Genomic DNA, 17835 nt, shown 5'->3' on the forward strand with positions numbered 1-17835 from the left:
GCAACCCAAGATCAGCCCCGCAGGGCAATGTATTCTGCGGGCAGTGAGGCAGACATGGCAGATTTTACGTCCTCTCCCGCATCGGGGGATTACGCAGATGAATCCGCATCCATCTACGTGACGGAACAGCCCGTTAACGCACTGACAACGTTCACGAATGTGGCGGGTGCTGTGGTGTCCTTGGCGCTTGTCATCGGGATCGGGGTCTGGGGGTACAAGTTGCTTGTGCGCGATGTGTCCGGCATTCCTGTGGTCCGCGCTGTCAGCGGCGAGATGCGCGTGCGCCCCGAAGAGCCGGGCGGCGTTTTTGCCCAGCATCAGGGTCTGTCCGTCAACGAGGTTGCCGCCGAAGGCACCGCCGGCCGCCCTGCGGATGAGCTGCGCCTCGCCCCCGCTGCGCTGGATCTTGCCGATGAGGATCAGGTGATCACGGCGGCAATGGTTGCACAGGTGCCACAGGCCCCGATCGAGGCCCCCGCCGCGCTGAGCCCTGAGGCTGCGCAACCTGCGCTGGACGTTTCCGCCGCGCTGCAATCTGGGAATGTGGATGATCTTGTCGCGCAACTGACCGAAGGGGTTGCGCCACTGTCTGATCAAAGTGATGCTGCGGCCAAGCCAACCGAAATCGCAGTGAAAAAGGCCGTGGCCGAAGTGCAGGCCGCGGAAAAGAAACTGGCGGCGGTTCTGGATGCGCCCGGCGTGCGGCATTCGTTGCGCCCGCGCAAGCGGCCCGCGAATATGCCGGAGATCGTGCCTGCCTCATTGGCCCCAGCAGCGCCGCAGGAAACCCAAGACATTGATCCCGCGACCTTGCCCGCTGGCACCCGTCTGGCCCAGTTGGGCGCGTTCGACAGCGCCGAAGTGGCTCGCGAACAATGGAACCAGATCAAGGGCCGCTTTGGCGTCTACCTTGAGGGCAAAAGCCGCATCGTTCAAAAGGCCACCAGCGGTGGCCGCGTGTTTTACCGCCTGCGGGCGATGGGGTTCGAGGACATTGCCGATGCGCGACGGTTCTGTTCGGCTTTGGTCGCTGAAAACGCCGATTGTATCCCCGTGGTGACACGCTGATGGGGTTCGGGGCGACCATCCTTGATGCCGAAGGTCTGCGGCTGACCGCCGAAGAAAAGGCATTTTTTCGAGATGCCAACCCCTTTGGCTTTATTCTGTTTGCCCGCAACATCGAGAGCCCGGACCAACTGCGGGCGCTTTGCGGTGACATGCGCGAGGCCGTGGGCCGCGATGCGGTGATCACCATTGATCAAGAGGGTGGCCGCGTACAGCGGATGCGCGCGCCGCATTGGCGTGAATGGCAACCGCCGCTGGAATTTGTCGCCCTCGCGGGCGACCGCGCCGAAGAGGCGATGTATCTGATGTACCGTACCATTGCCCATGAGCTGCGCAGCTGCGGGGTGGATAGCAATTGTGCGCCAATGGTGGATATTGCCGGGCCGCAGACCCATCCGTTTTTGCGCAACCGCTGTTATGGCAGTGATCCTGAGCGGGTGATCAAAGTGGCCCGCGCGGCGGCCAAGGGGCTCATGGATGGCGGTGTCCTGCCCGTGGTGAAACATATGCCGGGCCATGGCCGCGCCACGATGGATAGCCATTTTGATCTGCCATTGGTCGAGGCGCAGATCGCCGATTTGCGCCGCAGTGATTTTGCCCCCTTCAGGGCGCTCAACGATCTGCCGATGGGGATGACCGCGCATCTGGTTTACGAGGCATTGGATTACCGGCCCGCAACCTTGTCGCCCAAGGTCATGCATCTGATCCGCGAAGAGATCGGTTTTGACAATCTGATCATGACCGATGACATCTCGATGAAGGCGCTCAGCGGCACGCCACCTGAAAATGCCGCCGCTGCCATCGCGGCGGGCTGTGATGTGATCCTTTACTGCAACGCGCCATTGCCGGACCGCATCGCCGTCGCCGAAGCGGCGGGCGAAATGACAGCCGCCGCCCAAACCCGCGCCGAGCGGGCGCTGAAGATGCGCAAAACACCCGAAGATATTGACATTTCCGCCCTTGATGCGCAGCTTGAGACGCTTCTGGGCGGGGCATCTCATGGCTGACACCTCACTATTCGAAGAAGACGCGGTATCGGTTGCGGATCGGCTTGCTGCCGAGGCGCTGATTGTGGATGTCGATGGCTTTGAAGGGCCGCTGGACCTGCTGCTGTCGCTCAGCCGCACGCAAAAGGTCGACCTGCGCAAAATCTCCGTTCTGCAACTGGCGTGGCAATATCTGGCCTTTGTGGAAAAGGCCAAGGCGCTGCGGCTGGAACTGGCGGCGGATTATCTGGTGATGGCCGCCTGGCTGGCGTTTTTGAAATCACGCCTGCTGTTGCCGCCCGATCCGGACGAAGAAGGCCCGTCCGGCGAAGAACTGGCCGCGCATCTGGCGTTTCAGCTTGAGCGGTTGCAGGCGATGCGCGATGCCGCTGCCCGCCTGATGGCACGGGACCAGTTGGGCCGTGATTTCTTTGCCCGCGGTCAGACCCATGAGGTCGAACAGGTGCGCCGCGTGACCTATACGGCGACCCTGCTGGACCTGATGCAGGGCTATGCCCGGATTCGCACCCGCGATGATTTTCGCCCCTTTGTGATGGACCGCGAGGCGGTGTTTACGATGGAACAGGCGCTGGACCGGATGCGCGGGCTGATCGGCTATGCGGGCGATTGGTCGGATCTGACCAGCTATCTGCCGGAAGGCTGGGAAAGTGATCCGGTGCGGCGTCGCTCTGCCACGGCATCGACCTTTGCGGCATCGCTTGAACTGGTAAAGGAAGGCCACCTGGAAATCAGGCAAACAGAGATGTTTGCGCCGATCCAGTTGCGCAAGAAGGAATAAGACGTGGCCGAAGACAGCCCAGACATCGAAGAAAGCCTGTTTGAAGCGCCCCCCATGGCCGAACAGGAACGCATGATCGAAGCGGTGCTGTTTGCCACCTCTGATCCGATCACGCTGAAGGAATTGACCGCGCGAATGCCGCATGGCTGTGATCCGGCCGAGGCGATGGTGCATCTGCGCAAACGGTACGAAGGGCGCGGCGTTCAGGTGGTGCGTGTGGGCGACGGTTATGCCATGCGAACGGCACCGGACCTTGGATTCTTGATGCAAAAAGAAACAGTTGAAGTACGTAAGCTCAGCCGTGCCGCGATCGAGACCTTGGCGATTATTGCCTACCATCAACCCGTGACACGGGCAGAGATCGAAGAAATTCGCGGGGTTTCCGTCTCGCGCGGGACCGTGGATCAACTGCTGGAACTGGAATGGATCCGCTTTGGCCGCCGCAAAATGACGCCGGGGCGCCCGGTGACATTTGTGGTCACGCAGACCTTTCTCGATCACTTTGGCCTTGAGAATGCACGCGACCTGCCGGGGCTCAAGGAACTGCGTTCTGCCGGTTTGCTTGAGAATCGTCCACCGCTCGGCACATTACCGACGATGGGCGAGGATGCGGAAGAGGATCCGGAGGCCACCGAGGGTCAAAGCGAGCTTTTTGAGGATTAACCGCCGCTTTGCCTGAAAAACGACAGATTTAACGCTATGTTAAGCTGCGAGGCAGAAAAGGGTCAGTCCATGAACCAGATTATCAACATGATCATTCGGCAGGTGATGCGCCAGTTGATCAACCGCGGCGTCAGCGCGGGATTCGATCAGGCCAGCAAGATCGGCAAAGGCAAGGGCGCCGGTATGGATGAGGAAACAAAGCCGCAAATGACAGGGGCGGAACGCCGCGCCCAGCGGCAGGCACGTCAGTCAATGAAGGCGATGCGCCGGATCAGTAAGTTCTGATCTTCGGCCCTGCGCGGGCCATAAACGGCTGTGGTTCAGGGGCTTTTGAAGTGTTTTGACAGCTTCAGACCTTGGCCCTGATAGTTTGACGCCAGATCCGCGCCGTAAAGCTGGGTCGGCGGTTCGGCCATGCGTTCATAGACCAAGCGTCCGACGACCTGTCCATGCTCCAGCACAAAGGGGGCCTCGTGGCAGCGCACCTCCAGCACGCCGCGCGAGCCTGCGCCGCCTGCATCGGCATAGCCAAAGCCGGGGTCGAAAAAGCCCGCGTAATGCACGCGAAATTCACCGACCATTGCCAAAAACGGTGCCATTTCAGCAGCATAGTCCGGGGGAATCGTCACTGCCTCGCGGCTGACGAGGATGTAAAACGCACCGGGATCGAGGATAATCTGGCCGTTGTCGCTGTGCACCTCTTCCCAGAAATCGGCGGGCGAATAGTGGCCGATATTGTCCAAATCAATCACGCCGGTGTGCGGTTTCGCACGGTAGCCGACCAGCGTCGTACCCGGCAGGCGCAGATCAACGGAAAAGCCCAGACCCTCGTCAATCACCGCCTCGCCATCCACCAGTGGGGTGATGCCGTGCAGGTCGCGCAGGGCGGCATCGTCGAGCACGGCATCGCCGCGGCCAAAGCGGATTTGGTTCAGGCGCATGCCGGGTCGGACCAGCACCGAAAAGGAGCGCGGGCAGATTTCCGCATAAAGCGGGCCGGTATAACCCGGCGCGACGCGGTCAAATTCCGTGCCGCTGTCGGTGATGGTGCGGGTCAACAGATCCAGCCGCCCGGTTGAGCTTTTGGCGTTGGCAACGGCGGTCACATCCTTGGGCAGGTTCAGCGATTCCATCAAAGGCACAACGTAAACACAGCCTTTTTCCAGCACGGCGCCCTCGGTCAGGTTGACCTGATGCATCTGAAATTCGTTCAGCCGCTCGGCCACGGTATTGCCTGCACCGGCCAGAAACGAGGCCCGAACACGGTATGCAACGGTGCCGAGGCGCAGATCAAGGCTGGCAGGTTGGATCTGTTCTGGGATCACCGCAGGAGATGCGGTGATGGCGCCGTTCTTGATCATGCCGGAGATATGCTGGTTCGGGATCACGCCGTTCATTGCGCCGCTCTTTCTTCAAAAACAAACGCCCGCGTCCCAAGGGCGCGGGCGGTTTGATGTTGTGTTGGTCGGGCTAGCAGGACTCGAACCTGCGACCTTCCGTCCCCCAGACGGACGCGCTACCAGGCTGCGCCATAGCCCGACTTGAGGCGGTTCATACCTGATCTTGCCGCTGGTGCAAGAGGGAATTGCCACCGATTGCATGGGTTTAGTCTTTTGGTCCGGCGCTTGCACCGCCGCGCCTGCTGGCGGCCATCGAATCGCGCAAGGCTGTGAGCCTTTGCAAAAGCGGTGCGGCAAGGCGGGCCTGATCTGGCGTGAGGCGCTTGGCGCGAAACGCAGCGCTCAACACGGCGGGGCTGGCTTCGATCTGGTCCTCCGGTGTGATCGGAGGTCCGTCAATGATCCGGGGTTTGGGTGCGGGCGGCGCGGCCTCTGGCTCTGGTGTGGGCTCGGGTTCGGTAGCTTGCGATACGGCTACGGGTGCTTGCGGAGGCTGTTCCTCGGCCGGCGGGGATACCTCTGGTGCGGCGGGCGGATTGTCGCTGGTCTTGGGCGCTTCCGGCGTCAATGGACGGCGCAAGAAGTCCGGGATGGCGGCAGCGGCCGTTTGCTCTGGCGTCGGTCTGGGCCGGTCTGTTTCAGCGCCTTCCTGCGGAGCGTTTTCAATGTCGCCGGACGCGGCCTCTGGCGTTGCCTCTGATGCGGGGTTTTTGGCGGACTGGTCATCGGCAGCAAGCGGCGCTTGTGGTGCGGCAGGGGATGGCGGTGCCGGACTGTCCGACCTGCCCGGAACGGCTTGCGACGGTGGTGCGCTGTCCTGGGCGGGCGGCGTTGCGTTAGTCAAATCTGGCGGCACCGGTGATTGCGCTTCGGGCTGGTCATCCGCTGGCGTGGCGGCGGGATTGGCTGGCGACTGCGCCACTTCATCCATCGCTTGAGCTTGACCGGATGTTTCTTTTTTATCAGTAGCTTCGGTGTCTATCTTGATGTCATCTTCGGTGGATTTCGTCTCAAAACTCAGCACCACGCCTTTGGGTTCTTCGGCAATGGTCACAGGCACTTCGGCCTGTTGCAAGACGCTGGTGTCTTCGCCAATTTGCTGCAATGTCAGCTCATCCAGGGGCGGTGACATTTCTGCGACATGGCTCATGCCTTCTTCGCGCAGGATCTTTTGCACGCCTTTGATCGTCAGGCCGTCTTCGTGCAAAAGTTGTTTGATCCCGCCCAGAAGCATCATGTCGGCAGGCCGGTAATACCGCCGTCCACCTGCGCGTTTGATCGGTTTGACTTGCGTGAATTTGCTTTCCCAAAAGCGCAGCACATGGGCCTGGATGCCCAGCCAGTCTGCGACCTCGGAAATGGTGCGGAATGCGTCGGGCGATTTGGCCATCAGATCAGGACTTGTTCCCGTCCGCGACCCGGTCTTTCATCAGGTGCGATGGGCGGAAGGTCAGCACCCGGCGCGGGTTGATTGGAACCTCTTCACCGGTCTTTGGGTTGCGGCCGACACGGGCGGTTTTGTCCCGCACGGAGAAGGTTCCAAAAGACGAGATCTTAACCTGTTCACCGGCCACCAATGCATCGGACATATGGTCCAGAACGGTTTCAACCAGCTGTGCGCTTTCGTTGCGTGACAGACCGACCTCGCGGAAAACCGCCTCGCTCAGGTCCATACGCGTTAAAGTCTTATTCGACATTCCATCCCCCATGTTTTGATCAACATAGGCCGTTGGGAAATTCGGAGTCAATATCAATGGCTTGCAACGCATGATTGAGCTGCATTTTTTTGGTCCTGATCTCAGGCGTTTACCAGCGCAGAACCACGGCGCCCCAGGCCAGCCCGCCGCCGATCGCCTCTGTCACGATCAGATCGCCCTGCTTGATCTGGCCACGGTTACGGCCCACAGACAGGGCCAGCGGAATGGAGGCGGCTGAGGTGTTTCCGTGATCCTGAACGGTGACAACAACCTGCTCCATCGGGAGGTCCAGTTTTTTTGCAGTGCCTTGAATGATCCGGATATTGGCCTGGTGGGGCACGATCCAGTTGATCTCGCTTGCGCTGACGCCCGCACGCTCCATTGCGGTTGTGGCGGTGGCTGCCAGTTTGGAGACCGCATGGCGAAACACCTGATTGCCCTGCATCCGCAGATATCCTGTGGTGCCAGTGCTCACGCCGCCATCCACATAAAGCAGGTCGCGGTAACGACCGTCTGAGTTCAAATCCGTTGACAGGATGCCGCGATCTGCGGGCGTGCCTGCGCCGTCCTGCGCTTCGAGCAGCAATGCGCCTGCGCCATCGCCAAACAAGACGCATGTGGATCTGTCGGTCCAGTCCATGATGCGGCTGAAGGTTTCGGCACCAATCACCAGCACGCGCTTGGCCTGGCCTGAGATGATCAGGGCGTTGGCGTTGCTGAGCGCATAGACAAATCCGGCGCAAACGGCCTGCACGTCAAAGGCAAAGCCGCGGGTCATGCCCAATTCGGCCTGTACCATGGTTGCGGCGCTGGGGAAGGTCAGGTCAGGGGTGGATGTGGCCACGATGATGGCATCGACGTCATCTGCGGCCAGTCCTGCGTCCTTCAGGGCCGCTGTGGCAGCGGCTGTGGCCATATTGGAGGTGGTTTCACCCTCAGCCGCGAAATGGCGGCGTTCGATCCCTGAACGGCTGCGAATCCATTCGTCGTTGGTGTCCAGCGTTGCTTCAAACTCGACGTTTTCAACAACACGTTCAGGCAGGTAGTGGCCGCAGCCGATCACAACAGCGCGCAGGCTCATCAGGGTTATTCCTCAGTCGGTAGTGTGGCAGCGACACGGGCTGCCAGCTTATCGTTGAACTGGTTCTCTGACAATTGTGCCGCCAGTTTGATGGCCGCCGAGACGCCTGTGGCATCGGCGGAGCCGTGGGATTTGACCACTGTGCCATTGAGACCCAGAAACACCCCGCCATTGACGCGGCGCGGATCGATCTTCTTGCGCAGGCGCATCAGGGATGGATAGGCCAGAAGGGCGGCCAATTTGGACAGGATGGAATGGTTGAACGCCTCGCGCAGGCGCAGGCTGACCAGGTTTGCCGTACCTTCGCCGGTTTTGATTGCGACGTTGCCGGTAAAGCCGTCGGTGACGATCACATCCGCCACATTGCCCGAAATATCACCGCCTTCAACAAAGCCGACAAATTCAAAGCCTGCTTCGGTTTCGCGCTGTCGAATCAGATCATAGGCTTCCTTGAGCTCGCTGCGGCCCTTGTGTTCCTCGGTGCCGACGTTCAGCAGGCCAACGCGCGGGCGCGGCAGGTCCATGCCGTTGCGGGCGTAGGAAATCCCCATCAGGGCAAAGCGCATCAGATCATCGGCGTCTGCCCGCACATCGGCGCCCACATCCAGCATGACATTGAACCCATGCGGATTGGAGGAGGGGTAGAGGACCGCAATCGCGGGACGGTTCACACCGGGAAGTTTGCGCAGGCGGATCATCGAGATGGCCATCAAGGCACCGGTGTTTCCGCAGGAAACGGCCACAGCCGCCTCGCCAGATCGGACCGATTCAATCGCAGACCACATCGATGTGTCCTTGCCGGTGCGCACCACTTGGCTGGGCTTGTCATCCATCGTGACAACGCCGCTGGCGCCGCGAATTTCGCAACGCCCGGACAATTCGGGTCGTTTCGCCACCAAAGCGGTCAATTCGGCCGCGTCGCCGTGCAAAATAAAGCCGATGTCGGAATTCAACTTTGCAGACAAAGAACACCCGGCAACTACAGCTGCCGGGCCTTGATCACCCCCCATGGCATCCACGGAAATGAGGGTGTGTCTGGCTTTCGCTTTGTTCTGATCGGTCTGGGCCGTCATGACTGCGAATGCCTTATATGATCTGCGAACAGAGGATGAGCGCGCTTATGCTGCGTCGTCTTCCAGATCGATCTCGTCGGTCAGCGCGACAACTTCGTTGTCGTTGTAGTGACCGCAAGATGCGCAAACGTGGTGTGGGCGTTTCAGCTCACCACAGTTGGAGCATTCGTTTGGATTCTCTGCGGAGAGCGAATCGTGTGCGCGGCGGTTGTTGCGGCGCGACTTGGAAACTTTATTCTGCTGGACAGCCATGTCTGGTGCCTTTGTCATTCGGGGGTCGGAGCCAAAATGCGCTGGCCGGACCCGTGTTTCATCTATCCCCTGATCGGGCGTGACGCCGCTTTAGGCCCAAGGCCCCGCAATGTCCAACCTTAATTGGGGTGAGGGCGGCAAAATACTGCGAAATTGTGACGATGCAAGCCCGTAATTCGGCCTGCGCGATCTTGCGCTAGTCCTCATCCTTTTCCAACTGTCCCTTCAGTGCGGCCAGGCCGGCAAAGGGCCGGGCGTCCTCGTCCGTCATCGGGGCATGTCCGGGTTTTGTATATACCATCTGGCCCAATTCTGCATCGCTTTTGCGCGGATAATCCGGCACAGCAAGGGCCAATGCCTCCATCATCACCATGGCCGGATCAATCCATTGGCCAAGGGCTTCGGTGCTGTCGTCTTCGGGCATTTCTGCCTCGGCTTCTTCGATGTCTTCATAATCGCTGACAAAATGCCGGGTCACATCCACGTCAACGCGAGTGGTCACAGGCTCCAAAGTGACAACGCAGGGCTGTACCACGGTGGCGCCAAGGCGGGCCTTGAGGGTCCAGTCGGATTTGCCTTGGGGGGCTATGACGCCCTCAAAGGCCAGCTTGCGCAGGGCGCTGAGGTCCAGTTCCTGTGCAATCAGATCGCGCTGCGGTGCATCTGGGCGCAGGGCAAAACTGTTGTCAGCGCTTTGCGACAGCTCTGAAACGCGAAACGCGGTGTCACTGGGAGGGGTGCGAGACATGGCAAGCCTTCTTTCGTTTCTTGAAACCAAGGGGCTCCTTGGTGTATGCGGAATAAAAGCCAGAACATCCAAGGGCAAGAGGGCAGACCACATGCGTAACAAGAGCCGCGCCAGCATTATGGCAATTCGGGCTGCATCCTTTGGCTTGATCCTTGCCCTCGGGGCCTGTGCCGCCAAATATCAGAACCATGGATATATCCCACCAAAAGAAGATCTGGACCAGATCACGGTTGGTGTCGATACCCGCGCATCTGTCGCGGAAAAGATCGGCACGCCAGCCTCTGCGGGGGTTCTGACCAACTCGGGTTATTACTACGTGCGTTCGCGCAAACGCGCCCTTGGCCCGCTTGCCAACCGCGAGATTGAGCGTGAAGTCCTCGCCATCAGCTTCTCAGACGCAGGCATTGTGCAGAACATCGAACGGTTCGGCCTCGAAGACGGGCGAGTTGTGCCGCTTGAGCGGCGCGTGACCTCCTCGCCCGTTAGCAACAAAACCTTCCTGCGTCAGCTCTTGGGCAGCATTGGCCGGATCACGCCTGCCGGGTTCAACGGCTGATTTTTTCGGTCATGTTCCGGTTACGTTTTGTGGTCTATCATCGGGCCGTGCAACGCTGATCGAAAGAGGCTGGCATGATCGTGCTTGAAAAAGGCAGATATACAGCGCGTCAAACGGATGACCCGTCGGATATCGCCGCGGCGCAAGCGCTGCGGGCGCGGTGTTTTGGTCTGGATATACCTGCGGACCGCGATGCGTTTGATGCCAAAAGCGTTCATATCCTGCTCGAAGACACCGCAGATGGCAGTTTGGTCTGCTGTTTCCGGCTTTTGCCGCTGCAAGGGTGCGATCTGCCATCGTCCTATGCCGCGCAGTTCTATGAGCTCAGTGCGCTTTCCTCATATGACGGGTTGATGATGGAGGTGGGGCGGTTTTGCGTTACGCCGGATCGCACGGACCCGGACATCCTGCGCCTCGCTTGGGCGGCGATGACTGACTATGTGGACAGCCAGGGCGTGGGTATGCTGTTTGGCTGTTCTTCTTTTGCCGGGGTCGAAACGGCGCAATATCTGGACGCTTTTGCCGTGCTCAGGGCGCGGCATCTGGCGCCGAAACGCTGGCTGCCTCAAATCAAAGCACCGAATGTATTCCGTTTTGCGGCCAAGCTGCGCCGCAAGCCGGATATGAAGCAGGCCATGCTGCGAATGCCCCCCTTGCTGCGCAGCTATTTGATGATGGGTGGCTGGGTCAGCGATCATGCGGTGGTCGATCACCAGATGAACACGCTGCATGTTTTTACCGGGCTGGAGATCGGGGCGATTCCAGCGGCGCGCAAACGGCTTTTGCGGGCGCTTGTCTAGCCCGGAATAATCGGGCAGGGGCAATTGACCTTGGCGCTGCTGACCGATAGCTGGCTGCCATGGCACGCGCACCTCTTTTACAACTGAATGAAATATCGCTGACCTTTGGCGGCGATCCTGTGTTTGACGGACTTTCGCTGGTGATACAGCCGGGGGACCGCGTGGCGCTCGTTGGGCGCAACGGGTCGGGCAAATCCACCTTGATGAAGGTTATGGCCGGGCTGGTCGAGGCCGACCGCGGCGATGTGATTGCCGGGCCGGGCGTCAGTGTCGGCTATATGGAACAGGATCCGGATCTGAGCGGGTTTGAGACCTTGGGCGAATTTGCCGCCCACAGCCTTGATCCGGGCGAGATGTACAAAGTGGAACGCGCGGGCGAGGGGCTCAAGTTTGATCCCGCACGCCCTGTGGCCACGGCCAGCGGCGGCGAACGGCGGCGGGCCGCCTTGGCACGCCTGATGGCCGAAGAGCCCGAATTGATGCTGCTGGACGAGCCGACCAACCACCTTGATATCGAAGCGATTGCCTGGCTCGAACAGGAGCTTAAGAACACCCGCACCGCCTTTGTAATCATCAGCCACGACCGCGCCTTCCTGCGAGAGCTGACCCGCGCGACCCTTTGGATCGATCGCGGCATGGTACGCCGGCAGGAGAAAGGCTTTGCCGCTTTTGAGGCGTGGCGCGACACTCTGTGGGAAGAAGAGGACATGCAGCGTCACAAGCTGAACCGCAAGATCAAGGCCGAGGCGCGTTGGGCGGTTGAGGGCATCTCGGCGCGGCGCAAACGCAATCAGGGCAGGGTACGTGCTTTGCAAGACCTGCGGGCGCAAAGGGCGGCGCAGATCAATCGTCAGGGCACCGCTGCGATGGAGCTGGACGCCGGTCCCAAATCCGGTCGCAAAGTGATCGAGGTGGCGGGGCTAAGCAAAGGGTTCGGCGACAAGACCATCGTCAAGGATTTCTCGCTGACGGTGCAACGCGGCGACCGGATCGCGCTGGTTGGTCCCAACGGCGTGGGCAAAACCACCTTGCTCAATATGCTGATCGGCCGCGAAGAACCGGACAGCGGCACGGTGAAACTGGGCACCAATCTGGAACTGGCGCTGTTTGATCAGGCGCGGGCGCAGCTTGATGGCGATATGACCTTGTGGGAAAGCCTCACGGGCGATCCTGACATGCGCGTGTCGGGCAAGGCCGATCAGGTCTTGGTGCGCGGCAACCCCAAGCATGTGGTTGGATACCTTAAGGAATTTCTGTTTGATGAGGCGCAGGCACGGGCACCCGTGCGCTCCCTCTCGGGTGGCGAAAAGGCGCGGCTCTTGCTGGCCAAGATCATGGCGCGGTCCAGCAATCTGTTGATTTTGGACGAACCGACAAACGATCTGGACGTCGAAACGCTGGACTTGTTGCAAGAACTGCTGGGCAATTACGACGGCACCGTAATCCTTGTCAGCCACGACCGCGATTTTCTGGACCGTGTTGCCGCCACCACCATTGCGATGGAGGGCGGCGGCAAGGCCACGGTCTATGCCGGGGGCTGGAGCGATTATCTGGCGCAGCGCGGGCAGGACGACTTTGCCCAAAGCGTGTCCGAGACCAAGAAAGCCGCCGTGGCACGGCCCAAGCAGGACAAAGCCAGCAAAAAGGGGCTGAGCTTCACCGAAAAACACCGGCTTGAGGCATTGCCCGCGGAACTGGAACGGTTGGAGGCCGAGATCGGCAAGCTTGAGGAATTGCTGGCAGATCCTGATCTGTTCACCCGTGAGCCGGTCAAATTCAGAAAAGCAACCGAAGCCTTGGTGCAGCGTCAGGAGAAACTGGCCGCTTCCGAGGAAGAATGGCTGGAACTTGAGGAAAAGGCGGCCGGTTGATCAGGCCCAGGGCCGCCAGCGCAGCCATGTGCCGCCGGTCCGCACCATTTCTGCGCCGCTGCGCAGTTTGAACCGGTTCAAGCCCGGCGTACGCGGGTCCAGAAGCCCCAGATCAATCTCTTCAATGCCGCGCTGCGCCAGATCGCAAAAGGCCCGCCACATCAGCAGGTTATGGGCGCAATGCGCCTTGCCCCGCGCGGTGGTGTGACCGATGTGATAACTGGCCCGCCCGCCGTGGGACAAAAACAGCATATGCGCGACGGGTTGCCCCTTGAGATTGGCGGTGAACAGATGGGTCTGCTCTGGCGCGGCCTTGGCAAAAGCGGCGGTCAGGGGGGCGGGCCAATGTGCATATCTGCGCAGCCGTGCCTGCTCCGCCTCTCGTCGCAAGACGGGATGATCCGGGTCAGCGGGCAGATGGCTATGCCGCAATTTCAACGGCCCAGCTTCGGCGCGTTTCAACTGATTGCGCCACTTGCAGTGCAACCTGTCTCGCAAAACCTCCGCAGAAGGCCGCAGATCAACCTTCGCGATCGTTTGGGGCCGGTGCAGTCGTAGCGCCCGCGGGCGGTGCCATGGCCGCTCCGGTGACAAAACCAGCGGCAAGCGCTGCACCCCGGCGGCCTTCAACTGTTCGATCAGATCGTCGGGTGGCAAGGCGCGGGGCAGCATCAGGACGGGCATGCCAAAGAACCGGCGTTTGAGCAGAACTGTTCTATCCGGCAACACAATCGGATTTTGCCCACACAACCGCAGCGCCGCCACAAAGGCGGGGTCTTGCAGCAAGGCGTGTGTAGAAGGGCGGGCCGCATCGAACATGCGCCGGATTAAGCCCGCCCTTGGTTAATTTGCGGTTAGCACGCTTGTGGTCAGCGTTTGTCACCCTGCGAACAGGTAACCCGAAAAAGGGTTGCACTGCTCGATGAATACCGAAGATCGCTGGCAGGACATTTTCTGCGCCGCTCGAAATGCCCCATCATCTTCTGGGCCTGTGCAACTGACGGGATCGGCGTGCCCGCGTGGGTTACGATACCGACTTCATAAAAGGTCTTACTCCGCCCGGCTTTGCGCGATTTCGTGGCAAAGGCGTGGTAGCCGCCCTCTCCGATATAGCGGGTTTTTATGTCGAACGGGATCAGCGCCTCCCCGCGACAGACCGCCTGAGCAGTTTGCGGTCTCACAAGCTTTGCAAGGGACTTTGGCAGACAATTGGCCAATCCCGGTGTTGCGGACATGCACAGGCCCGCGACCAGGCCAAGGTTAACCCAATTGTACAAGCGCATGGCGTTTTTTCCCGGCGGAGAGTTTTATGGGGCTCGACAGGGCAGCGGCGTCAATCATCAGGCCGGCATTGGTCAGCGGGGCATCATCCAGTTTGGCACCGTTCTCTGCGATCAAGCGCTTGGCCTCTTTGCCAGAACCCGCCAAGCCGGATTTCACGATCAGTTGCACGATAGAAATGCCATCGCCCAGCTCCGCCGGCGACAGGGTCAATGTCGGCAGATCGTCGCCCACACCGCCCTTTTCAAACACCTCACGTGCCGTCGCCTCTGCCGCCTGTGCGGCCTCCGCGCCATGCAACAAAGCCGTGACCTCATTGGCCAGCCGCACCTTGGCTTCGTTGATCTCGGACCCGGCGAGGGCACCCAACCGATCACATTCATCCACCGGCAGTTCGGTATAAAGCTTGAGGAACCGGCCCACATCGGCATCTGTGGTGTTGCGCCAGAACTGCCAGAATTCATAAGGCGACAACATATCGCCATTCAGCCAGATCGCGCCGGCCTGGCTTTTGCCCATCTTCTTGCCATCCGAAGTGGTCAGCAAGGGCGACGTCAGGCCGTAAACCTCACCGTCAATCACCCGGCGGGTCAGGTCGATCCCGTTGACGATATTGCCCCATTGGTCCGACCCGCCCATTTGCAGGATACAGCCATAGCGGCGATGCAATTCCATAAAATCATAGGCTTGCAAGATCATGTAGTTAAATTCGAGGAACGACAGGCTTTGCTCTCGGTCCAACCGCGATTTGACGCTTTCAAAGCTCAGCATCCGGTTGATCGAGAAATGCCGGCCGATGTCACGCAGAAAATCGAGGTAGTTCAACCCGTCCAACCATTCGGCATTGTTGATCATCATCGCATCCGACGGGCCATCGCCATAGGTCAGATAGGCCGAGAACACCTTCTTGATGCCAGCGATGTTGTCGTCAATCTGTTCGGGGCCAAGCAGAGGGCGTTCATCGGCGCGGAACGACGGATCGCCCACCTTGGTTGTGCCGCCGCCCATCAAGGTGATTGGCTTGCCGCCCGATTTTTGCAACCAGCGCAGCATCATGATCTGGATCAGGGAGCCCACATGCAGCGACTTGGCAGTGGCATCAAAACCGATATAGCCCGGCTGTCCGCCCTTAAGCAGCGCCTCGTCAAGGCCCTGATAATCGGTGCAATCGGCGAGAAAGCCGCGCTCTTTCATCGTGTGGATGAATTCCGATTTGGGATGGTAGGTCATGATCACTTGCCTCGGGCTTGAATTGCGGGGCAATCTATAGGCGCAGAGCAGTCAAAGGAAAAGGCCATGAATAAGGCCATCGGAAAAACAGGCCCGGTTGTGGCATTGGGGGCGATGTCCGGCACCTCACTGGACGGGGTGGACGCGGCGGTGCTGACCACCGACGGGCATCAGATTTTGGGGTTCGGGCCAAGCGGCTATCGCCCCTATGGCCCCGGCGAACGCGCCACCATTGCCGCAGGATTTGGCAAATGGTCGGGGGACGACGTCGAGGCGGCAGCAAAGGTAGTCGAAGCCGCCCATCTAGAACTGCTTGCAGGTTTCGAAGGCGTTGAATTGATTGGATTTCATGGCCAAACTTTGGCCCATGCCCCGCGCCTGCAAGGCACATTGCAAGTCGGGAATGGCGCCGCTTTGGCTGATGTATTGGGTCTGCCGGTGGTCTGGGATTTCCGCAGCGCCGACGTGGAACTGGGCGGTGAGGGGGCGCCGCTGGCGCCGTTTTTCCACCATGCTTGCGCCCGCTGGGCCAAGATGGACGCGCCCGTTGCCTTTCTCAATCTGGGCGGTGTTGGCAATCTGACATGGGTTGATCCCGCATTTGAAAAACCTCAGGCGGAAGGGGCGCTATTGGCATTCGACACCGGTCCCGCCAATGCGCCGGTCAACGACCTGATGCAATCGCGTCTGGATCTGGCCTTTGACGAAGGCGGCAGGATCGCCGCCAAAGGTCAGGTTGAACAGGGCGCGCTTGAGCTGTTTCTGGCGGAACCATACTTTGCAAAGATGCCGCCCAAGTCACTGGACCGAAACGATTTTGCCGAGATGGTGGCGCTGGTGAACGAGCTGTCCGATGCCGATGCCGCTGCCACATTGACCGCCATGTGCGCCGCTGGCGTGGCCGAGGCGATGCAACATTGCCCCAAGCCGCCCACACGGGTTCTGGTGACGGGCGGCGGGCGCAACAATCCGGTGCTGATGCAAATGCTGGCGGTGAGTCTTGATTGCCCTGTCATGCCGGTCGAAGAGATCGGACTTGACGGTGATATGCTGGAGGCGCAGGCCTTTGCTTATCTCGCGGTGCGCGTGGCACGCGGCTTGCCCACGTCCTGTCCCGGCACCACCGGTGTGCGCGCGGCTGTGGGCGGCGGAACGGTCAGCTGGCCTTAACAAAGGGCTGTTCTGTTTGGCAAATACCCGGGGCTTTGCCCCGGACCCCAGAGGTTTAAGGGCCAAATGAAGAAAGAGGGCGCTCTTGTCTTCATTTGGCGAAAAAACCTCCGGGGGAATCGACGCGCAGCGGCGATGGGGGCTGGCCCCCGTTACCGCGGGATATCAAAATCCGGCGCAGCGAGGGTGAAGCCCGCAAACTCGAACCCCGGCGAAACGGTACAGCTGACCAAGGTGTAATCGCCAGTGGAATGCGCCGCCTGCCAATGGTTCTTCGGCACGATGATTTGTGGCGCACCTTTGGACAGGTCCGGTGTCAGCAGATGGTCTTGCGCTGGCCCTGTGTCGGTTTCTGCCATCGACAACACCAGCGGTGCACCTGCGTGATAGAGCCAGATCTCGGTTGCATCCACCCTGTGCCAATGGCTGCATTCGCCTGATTTCAAAAGAAAATAGATGCAGGTTCCGGTGGCGCGGCCCTCATTTGTCGCTGTCCATGTTTGTCGGTAATGTCCACCTTCGGGGTGCGGGGAAAGACCAAGGTGAGCGATAATCTGTTCGGCGGTCATGACAGTGCCTTCATCATCGACAGGTTGCAGGTGGTGGCATAGCCCATGGCCCGTTTGACACCGGGAAGCAGGGCGGCGCCGTTCATTGCGAAGGATAATTCGATCAGCCCCGCTTCGCCGTAAGCGTTCAGGACGTCTGCACGGTCATCGGGCGCGTCCTGTTTGCCTCCGACAACTGCATCTGTCAGGGCGATTACCGCGCCCAGCGGGCCGTCTGCCGTGCTGTTCAGGATCGCCTTGACCAAGGTTTTGCTGAGCCCGGCTTGCAGCGCCAGATTGATCTCGGCCTCGACGCAGGTGCCACAATCGGCGGCCAGGGCGCCGCGCAAGCGGGCGGCGTGATAGGCCTGTGCAGGGAGATGTTTGCGCGGATCCAGGAAACCAAAAACCTTGTTGTATCTCAACAACAGGCCAAAGTCTGTCTGTGCGATCTTGCGCACGTAATCAAATGTCACGCCGACACGTTTCTCGGCCTGTTTGACCATTGCTAGAGTGAGAGGGGTAAGAAATGCCATGATGCTGTCCTGTGCGATAACAGGGCCAGTCTGGCAGTGAAACGGACTTGCGCAATGCGGCAAAAGCGACATTTCAGAT

Annotated in this window: 21 protein-coding genes and 1 tRNA gene; 9 read left to right on the forward strand and 13 right to left on the reverse strand. The window is 60.1% G+C overall.

Annotated features, from left to right (window positions below):
• Positions 1-54 precede the first annotated feature (54 nt).
• The 5 genes from K3754_RS08610 to K3754_RS08630 all read left to right on the forward strand — a co-directional run bounded on the left by K3754_RS08610 (position 55) and on the right by K3754_RS08630 (position 3798).
• Positions 55-1068 carry an SPOR domain-containing protein gene (locus K3754_RS08610; protein ID WP_259942889.1) on the forward strand — a complete coding sequence of 338 codons (1014 nt, stop codon included), beginning with the start codon at positions 55-57 and terminating at the stop codon, positions 1066-1068.
• Positions 1068-2072, forward strand: coding sequence for a beta-N-acetylhexosaminidase (gene nagZ, locus K3754_RS08615; RefSeq protein ID WP_259943287.1), 1005 nt, complete (start codon positions 1068-1070; stop codon positions 2070-2072). Before K3754_RS08610 ends, nagZ begins: the two co-directional genes overlap by 1 nt.
• Positions 2065-2850: a ScpA family protein gene (locus K3754_RS08620; protein ID WP_259942891.1), complete on the forward strand. Its 786-nt coding sequence runs from the start codon at positions 2065-2067 to the stop codon at positions 2848-2850. Before nagZ ends, K3754_RS08620 begins: the two co-directional genes overlap by 8 nt.
• A gap of 54 nt (positions 2851-2904) precedes the next feature.
• Positions 2905-3513 carry an SMC-Scp complex subunit ScpB gene (gene scpB, locus K3754_RS08625; RefSeq protein WP_203212148.1) on the forward strand — a complete coding sequence of 203 codons (609 nt, stop codon included), beginning with the start codon at positions 2905-2907 and terminating at the stop codon, positions 3511-3513.
• 69 nt (positions 3514-3582) lie between these two features.
• Positions 3583-3798 carry a hypothetical protein gene (locus tag K3754_RS08630; RefSeq protein WP_203211419.1) on the forward strand — a complete coding sequence of 72 codons (216 nt, stop codon included), beginning with the start codon at positions 3583-3585 and terminating at the stop codon, positions 3796-3798.
• A 35-nt stretch (positions 3799-3833) separates the two neighbouring features.
• Here K3754_RS08630 and K3754_RS08635 read toward each other — a convergent pair whose 3' ends face one another.
• The 8 genes from K3754_RS08635 to K3754_RS08670 all read right to left on the reverse strand — a co-directional run bounded on the left by K3754_RS08635 (position 3834) and on the right by K3754_RS08670 (position 9764).
• The gene (locus K3754_RS08635; RefSeq protein ID WP_259942894.1) at positions 3834-4910 is read right to left on the reverse strand and encodes a 2'-deoxycytidine 5'-triphosphate deaminase; all 1077 of its coding nucleotides are present in this window, start codon (positions 4908-4910) and stop codon (positions 3834-3836) included.
• A 65-nt stretch (positions 4911-4975) separates the two neighbouring features.
• Positions 4976-5052, reverse strand: a tRNA-Pro gene (locus K3754_RS08640).
• Positions 5053-5118: 66 nt separating this feature from the next.
• Entirely contained in the window at positions 5119-6303 is a 1185-nt protein-coding gene (locus tag K3754_RS08645; protein WP_259942898.1) for a MerR family transcriptional regulator, read from the reverse strand.
• Positions 6304-6307: 4 nt separating this feature from the next.
• Positions 6308-6610 carry an integration host factor subunit alpha gene (ihfA, locus tag K3754_RS08650; RefSeq protein WP_025049070.1) on the reverse strand — a complete coding sequence of 101 codons (303 nt, stop codon included), beginning with the start codon at positions 6608-6610 and terminating at the stop codon, positions 6308-6310.
• Between the two features lie 109 nt (positions 6611-6719).
• Positions 6720-7691, reverse strand: coding sequence for a beta-ketoacyl-ACP synthase III (locus tag K3754_RS08655; protein WP_259942902.1), 972 nt, complete (start codon positions 7689-7691; stop codon positions 6720-6722).
• Between the two features lie 5 nt (positions 7692-7696).
• A complete protein-coding gene (gene plsX / locus K3754_RS08660) occupies positions 7697-8764 on the reverse strand; it encodes a phosphate acyltransferase PlsX (protein ID WP_203211416.1) in 1068 nt (355 codons plus the stop codon).
• A gap of 45 nt (positions 8765-8809) precedes the next feature.
• Positions 8810-9016 (reverse strand): 50S ribosomal protein L32, encoded by a 207-nt coding sequence (gene rpmF, locus K3754_RS08665; protein ID WP_025049072.1) that lies wholly within the window; start codon positions 9014-9016, stop codon positions 8810-8812.
• Positions 9017-9212: 196 nt separating this feature from the next.
• Entirely contained in the window at positions 9213-9764 is a 552-nt protein-coding gene (locus tag K3754_RS08670) for a DUF177 domain-containing protein (protein WP_203211415.1), read from the reverse strand.
• 91 nt (positions 9765-9855) lie between these two features.
• On the opposite strand from K3754_RS08670, the gene K3754_RS08675 reads away from it, so the two are divergent.
• The 3 genes from K3754_RS08675 to K3754_RS08685 all read left to right on the forward strand — a co-directional run bounded on the left by K3754_RS08675 (position 9856) and on the right by K3754_RS08685 (position 12991).
• Positions 9856-10320, forward strand: coding sequence for an outer membrane protein assembly factor BamE (locus tag K3754_RS08675; protein ID WP_203211414.1), 465 nt, complete (start codon positions 9856-9858; stop codon positions 10318-10320).
• 74 nt (positions 10321-10394) lie between these two features.
• Positions 10395-11120 (forward strand): GNAT family N-acetyltransferase, encoded by a 726-nt coding sequence (locus K3754_RS08680; protein ID WP_203211413.1) that lies wholly within the window; start codon positions 10395-10397, stop codon positions 11118-11120.
• Between the two features lie 59 nt (positions 11121-11179).
• Positions 11180-12991: an ABC-F family ATP-binding cassette domain-containing protein gene (locus K3754_RS08685; protein WP_203211412.1), complete on the forward strand. Its 1812-nt coding sequence runs from the start codon at positions 11180-11182 to the stop codon at positions 12989-12991.
• Here K3754_RS08685 and K3754_RS08690 read toward each other — a convergent pair whose 3' ends face one another.
• The 3 genes from K3754_RS08690 to tyrS form a co-directional block, all read right to left on the reverse strand.
• Positions 12992-13810, reverse strand: a complete 819-nt coding sequence (locus tag K3754_RS08690; protein ID WP_259942909.1) for a GNAT family N-acetyltransferase — start codon at positions 13808-13810, stop codon at positions 12992-12994.
• A gap of 50 nt (positions 13811-13860) precedes the next feature.
• Complete coding sequence (locus K3754_RS08695) at positions 13861-14172, reverse strand: hypothetical protein (protein WP_259942911.1); 312 nt, start codon at positions 14170-14172, stop codon at positions 13861-13863.
• Positions 14173-14251: 79 nt separating this feature from the next.
• The gene (tyrS, locus tag K3754_RS08700) at positions 14252-15502 is read right to left on the reverse strand and encodes a tyrosine--tRNA ligase (RefSeq protein WP_259942913.1); all 1251 of its coding nucleotides are present in this window, start codon (positions 15500-15502) and stop codon (positions 14252-14254) included.
• Positions 15503-15568: 66 nt separating this feature from the next.
• On the opposite strand from tyrS, the gene K3754_RS08705 reads away from it, so the two are divergent.
• Positions 15569-16672, forward strand: a complete 1104-nt coding sequence (locus K3754_RS08705) for an anhydro-N-acetylmuramic acid kinase (RefSeq protein ID WP_259942915.1) — start codon at positions 15569-15571, stop codon at positions 16670-16672.
• 152 nt (positions 16673-16824) lie between these two features.
• Here K3754_RS08705 and K3754_RS08710 read toward each other — a convergent pair whose 3' ends face one another.
• Entirely contained in the window at positions 16825-17241 is a 417-nt protein-coding gene (locus K3754_RS08710; protein WP_259942918.1) for a cupin domain-containing protein, read from the reverse strand.
• Positions 17238-17756 (reverse strand): hypothetical protein, encoded by a 519-nt coding sequence (locus K3754_RS08715; RefSeq protein WP_259942921.1) that lies wholly within the window; start codon positions 17754-17756, stop codon positions 17238-17240. Before K3754_RS08715 ends, K3754_RS08710 begins: the two co-directional genes overlap by 4 nt.
• Positions 17757-17835 lie beyond the last annotated feature (79 nt).

The organism is Sulfitobacter sp. M368, from assembly GCF_025141875.1.
Taxonomy (GTDB): Bacteria; Pseudomonadota; Alphaproteobacteria; order Rhodobacterales; family Rhodobacteraceae; genus Sulfitobacter; species Sulfitobacter mediterraneus_A.

Coding starts and splice junctions, on each gene's coding strand:
- K3754_RS08610 (WP_259942889.1), top strand. CDS start 55: ATGGCAGATTTTACGTCCTCTCCCGCATCGGGGGATTACGCAGATGAA.
- nagZ (WP_259943287.1), top strand. CDS start 1,068: ATGGGGTTCGGGGCGACCATCCTTGATGCCGAAGGTCTGCGGCTGACC.
- K3754_RS08620 (WP_259942891.1), top strand. CDS start 2,065: ATGGCTGACACCTCACTATTCGAAGAAGACGCGGTATCGGTTGCGGAT.
- scpB (WP_203212148.1), top strand. CDS start 2,905: ATGGCCGAACAGGAACGCATGATCGAAGCGGTGCTGTTTGCCACCTCT.
- K3754_RS08630 (WP_203211419.1), top strand. CDS start 3,583: ATGAACCAGATTATCAACATGATCATTCGGCAGGTGATGCGCCAGTTG.
- K3754_RS08635 (WP_259942894.1), bottom strand. CDS start 4,910: ATGAACGGCGTGATCCCGAACCAGCATATCTCCGGCATGATCAAGAAC.
- K3754_RS08645 (WP_259942898.1), bottom strand. CDS start 6,303: ATGGCCAAATCGCCCGACGCATTCCGCACCATTTCCGAGGTCGCAGAC.
- ihfA (WP_025049070.1), bottom strand. CDS start 6,610: ATGTCGAATAAGACTTTAACGCGTATGGACCTGAGCGAGGCGGTTTTC.
- K3754_RS08655 (WP_259942902.1), bottom strand. CDS start 7,691: ATGAGCCTGCGCGCTGTTGTGATCGGCTGCGGCCACTACCTGCCTGAA.
- plsX (WP_203211416.1), bottom strand. CDS start 8,764: ATGACGGCCCAGACCGATCAGAACAAAGCGAAAGCCAGACACACCCTC.
- rpmF (WP_025049072.1), bottom strand. CDS start 9,016: ATGGCTGTCCAGCAGAATAAAGTTTCCAAGTCGCGCCGCAACAACCGC.
- K3754_RS08670 (WP_203211415.1), bottom strand. CDS start 9,764: ATGTCTCGCACCCCTCCCAGTGACACCGCGTTTCGCGTTTCAGAGCTG.
- K3754_RS08675 (WP_203211414.1), top strand. CDS start 9,856: ATGCGTAACAAGAGCCGCGCCAGCATTATGGCAATTCGGGCTGCATCC.
- K3754_RS08680 (WP_203211413.1), top strand. CDS start 10,395: ATGATCGTGCTTGAAAAAGGCAGATATACAGCGCGTCAAACGGATGAC.
- K3754_RS08685 (WP_203211412.1), top strand. CDS start 11,180: ATGGCACGCGCACCTCTTTTACAACTGAATGAAATATCGCTGACCTTT.
- K3754_RS08690 (WP_259942909.1), bottom strand. CDS start 13,810: ATGTTCGATGCGGCCCGCCCTTCTACACACGCCTTGCTGCAAGACCCC.
- tyrS (WP_259942913.1), bottom strand. CDS start 15,502: ATGACCTACCATCCCAAATCGGAATTCATCCACACGATGAAAGAGCGC.
- K3754_RS08705 (WP_259942915.1), top strand. CDS start 15,569: ATGAATAAGGCCATCGGAAAAACAGGCCCGGTTGTGGCATTGGGGGCG.
- K3754_RS08710 (WP_259942918.1), bottom strand. CDS start 17,241: ATGACCGCCGAACAGATTATCGCTCACCTTGGTCTTTCCCCGCACCCC.
- K3754_RS08715 (WP_259942921.1), bottom strand. CDS start 17,756: ATGGCATTTCTTACCCCTCTCACTCTAGCAATGGTCAAACAGGCCGAG.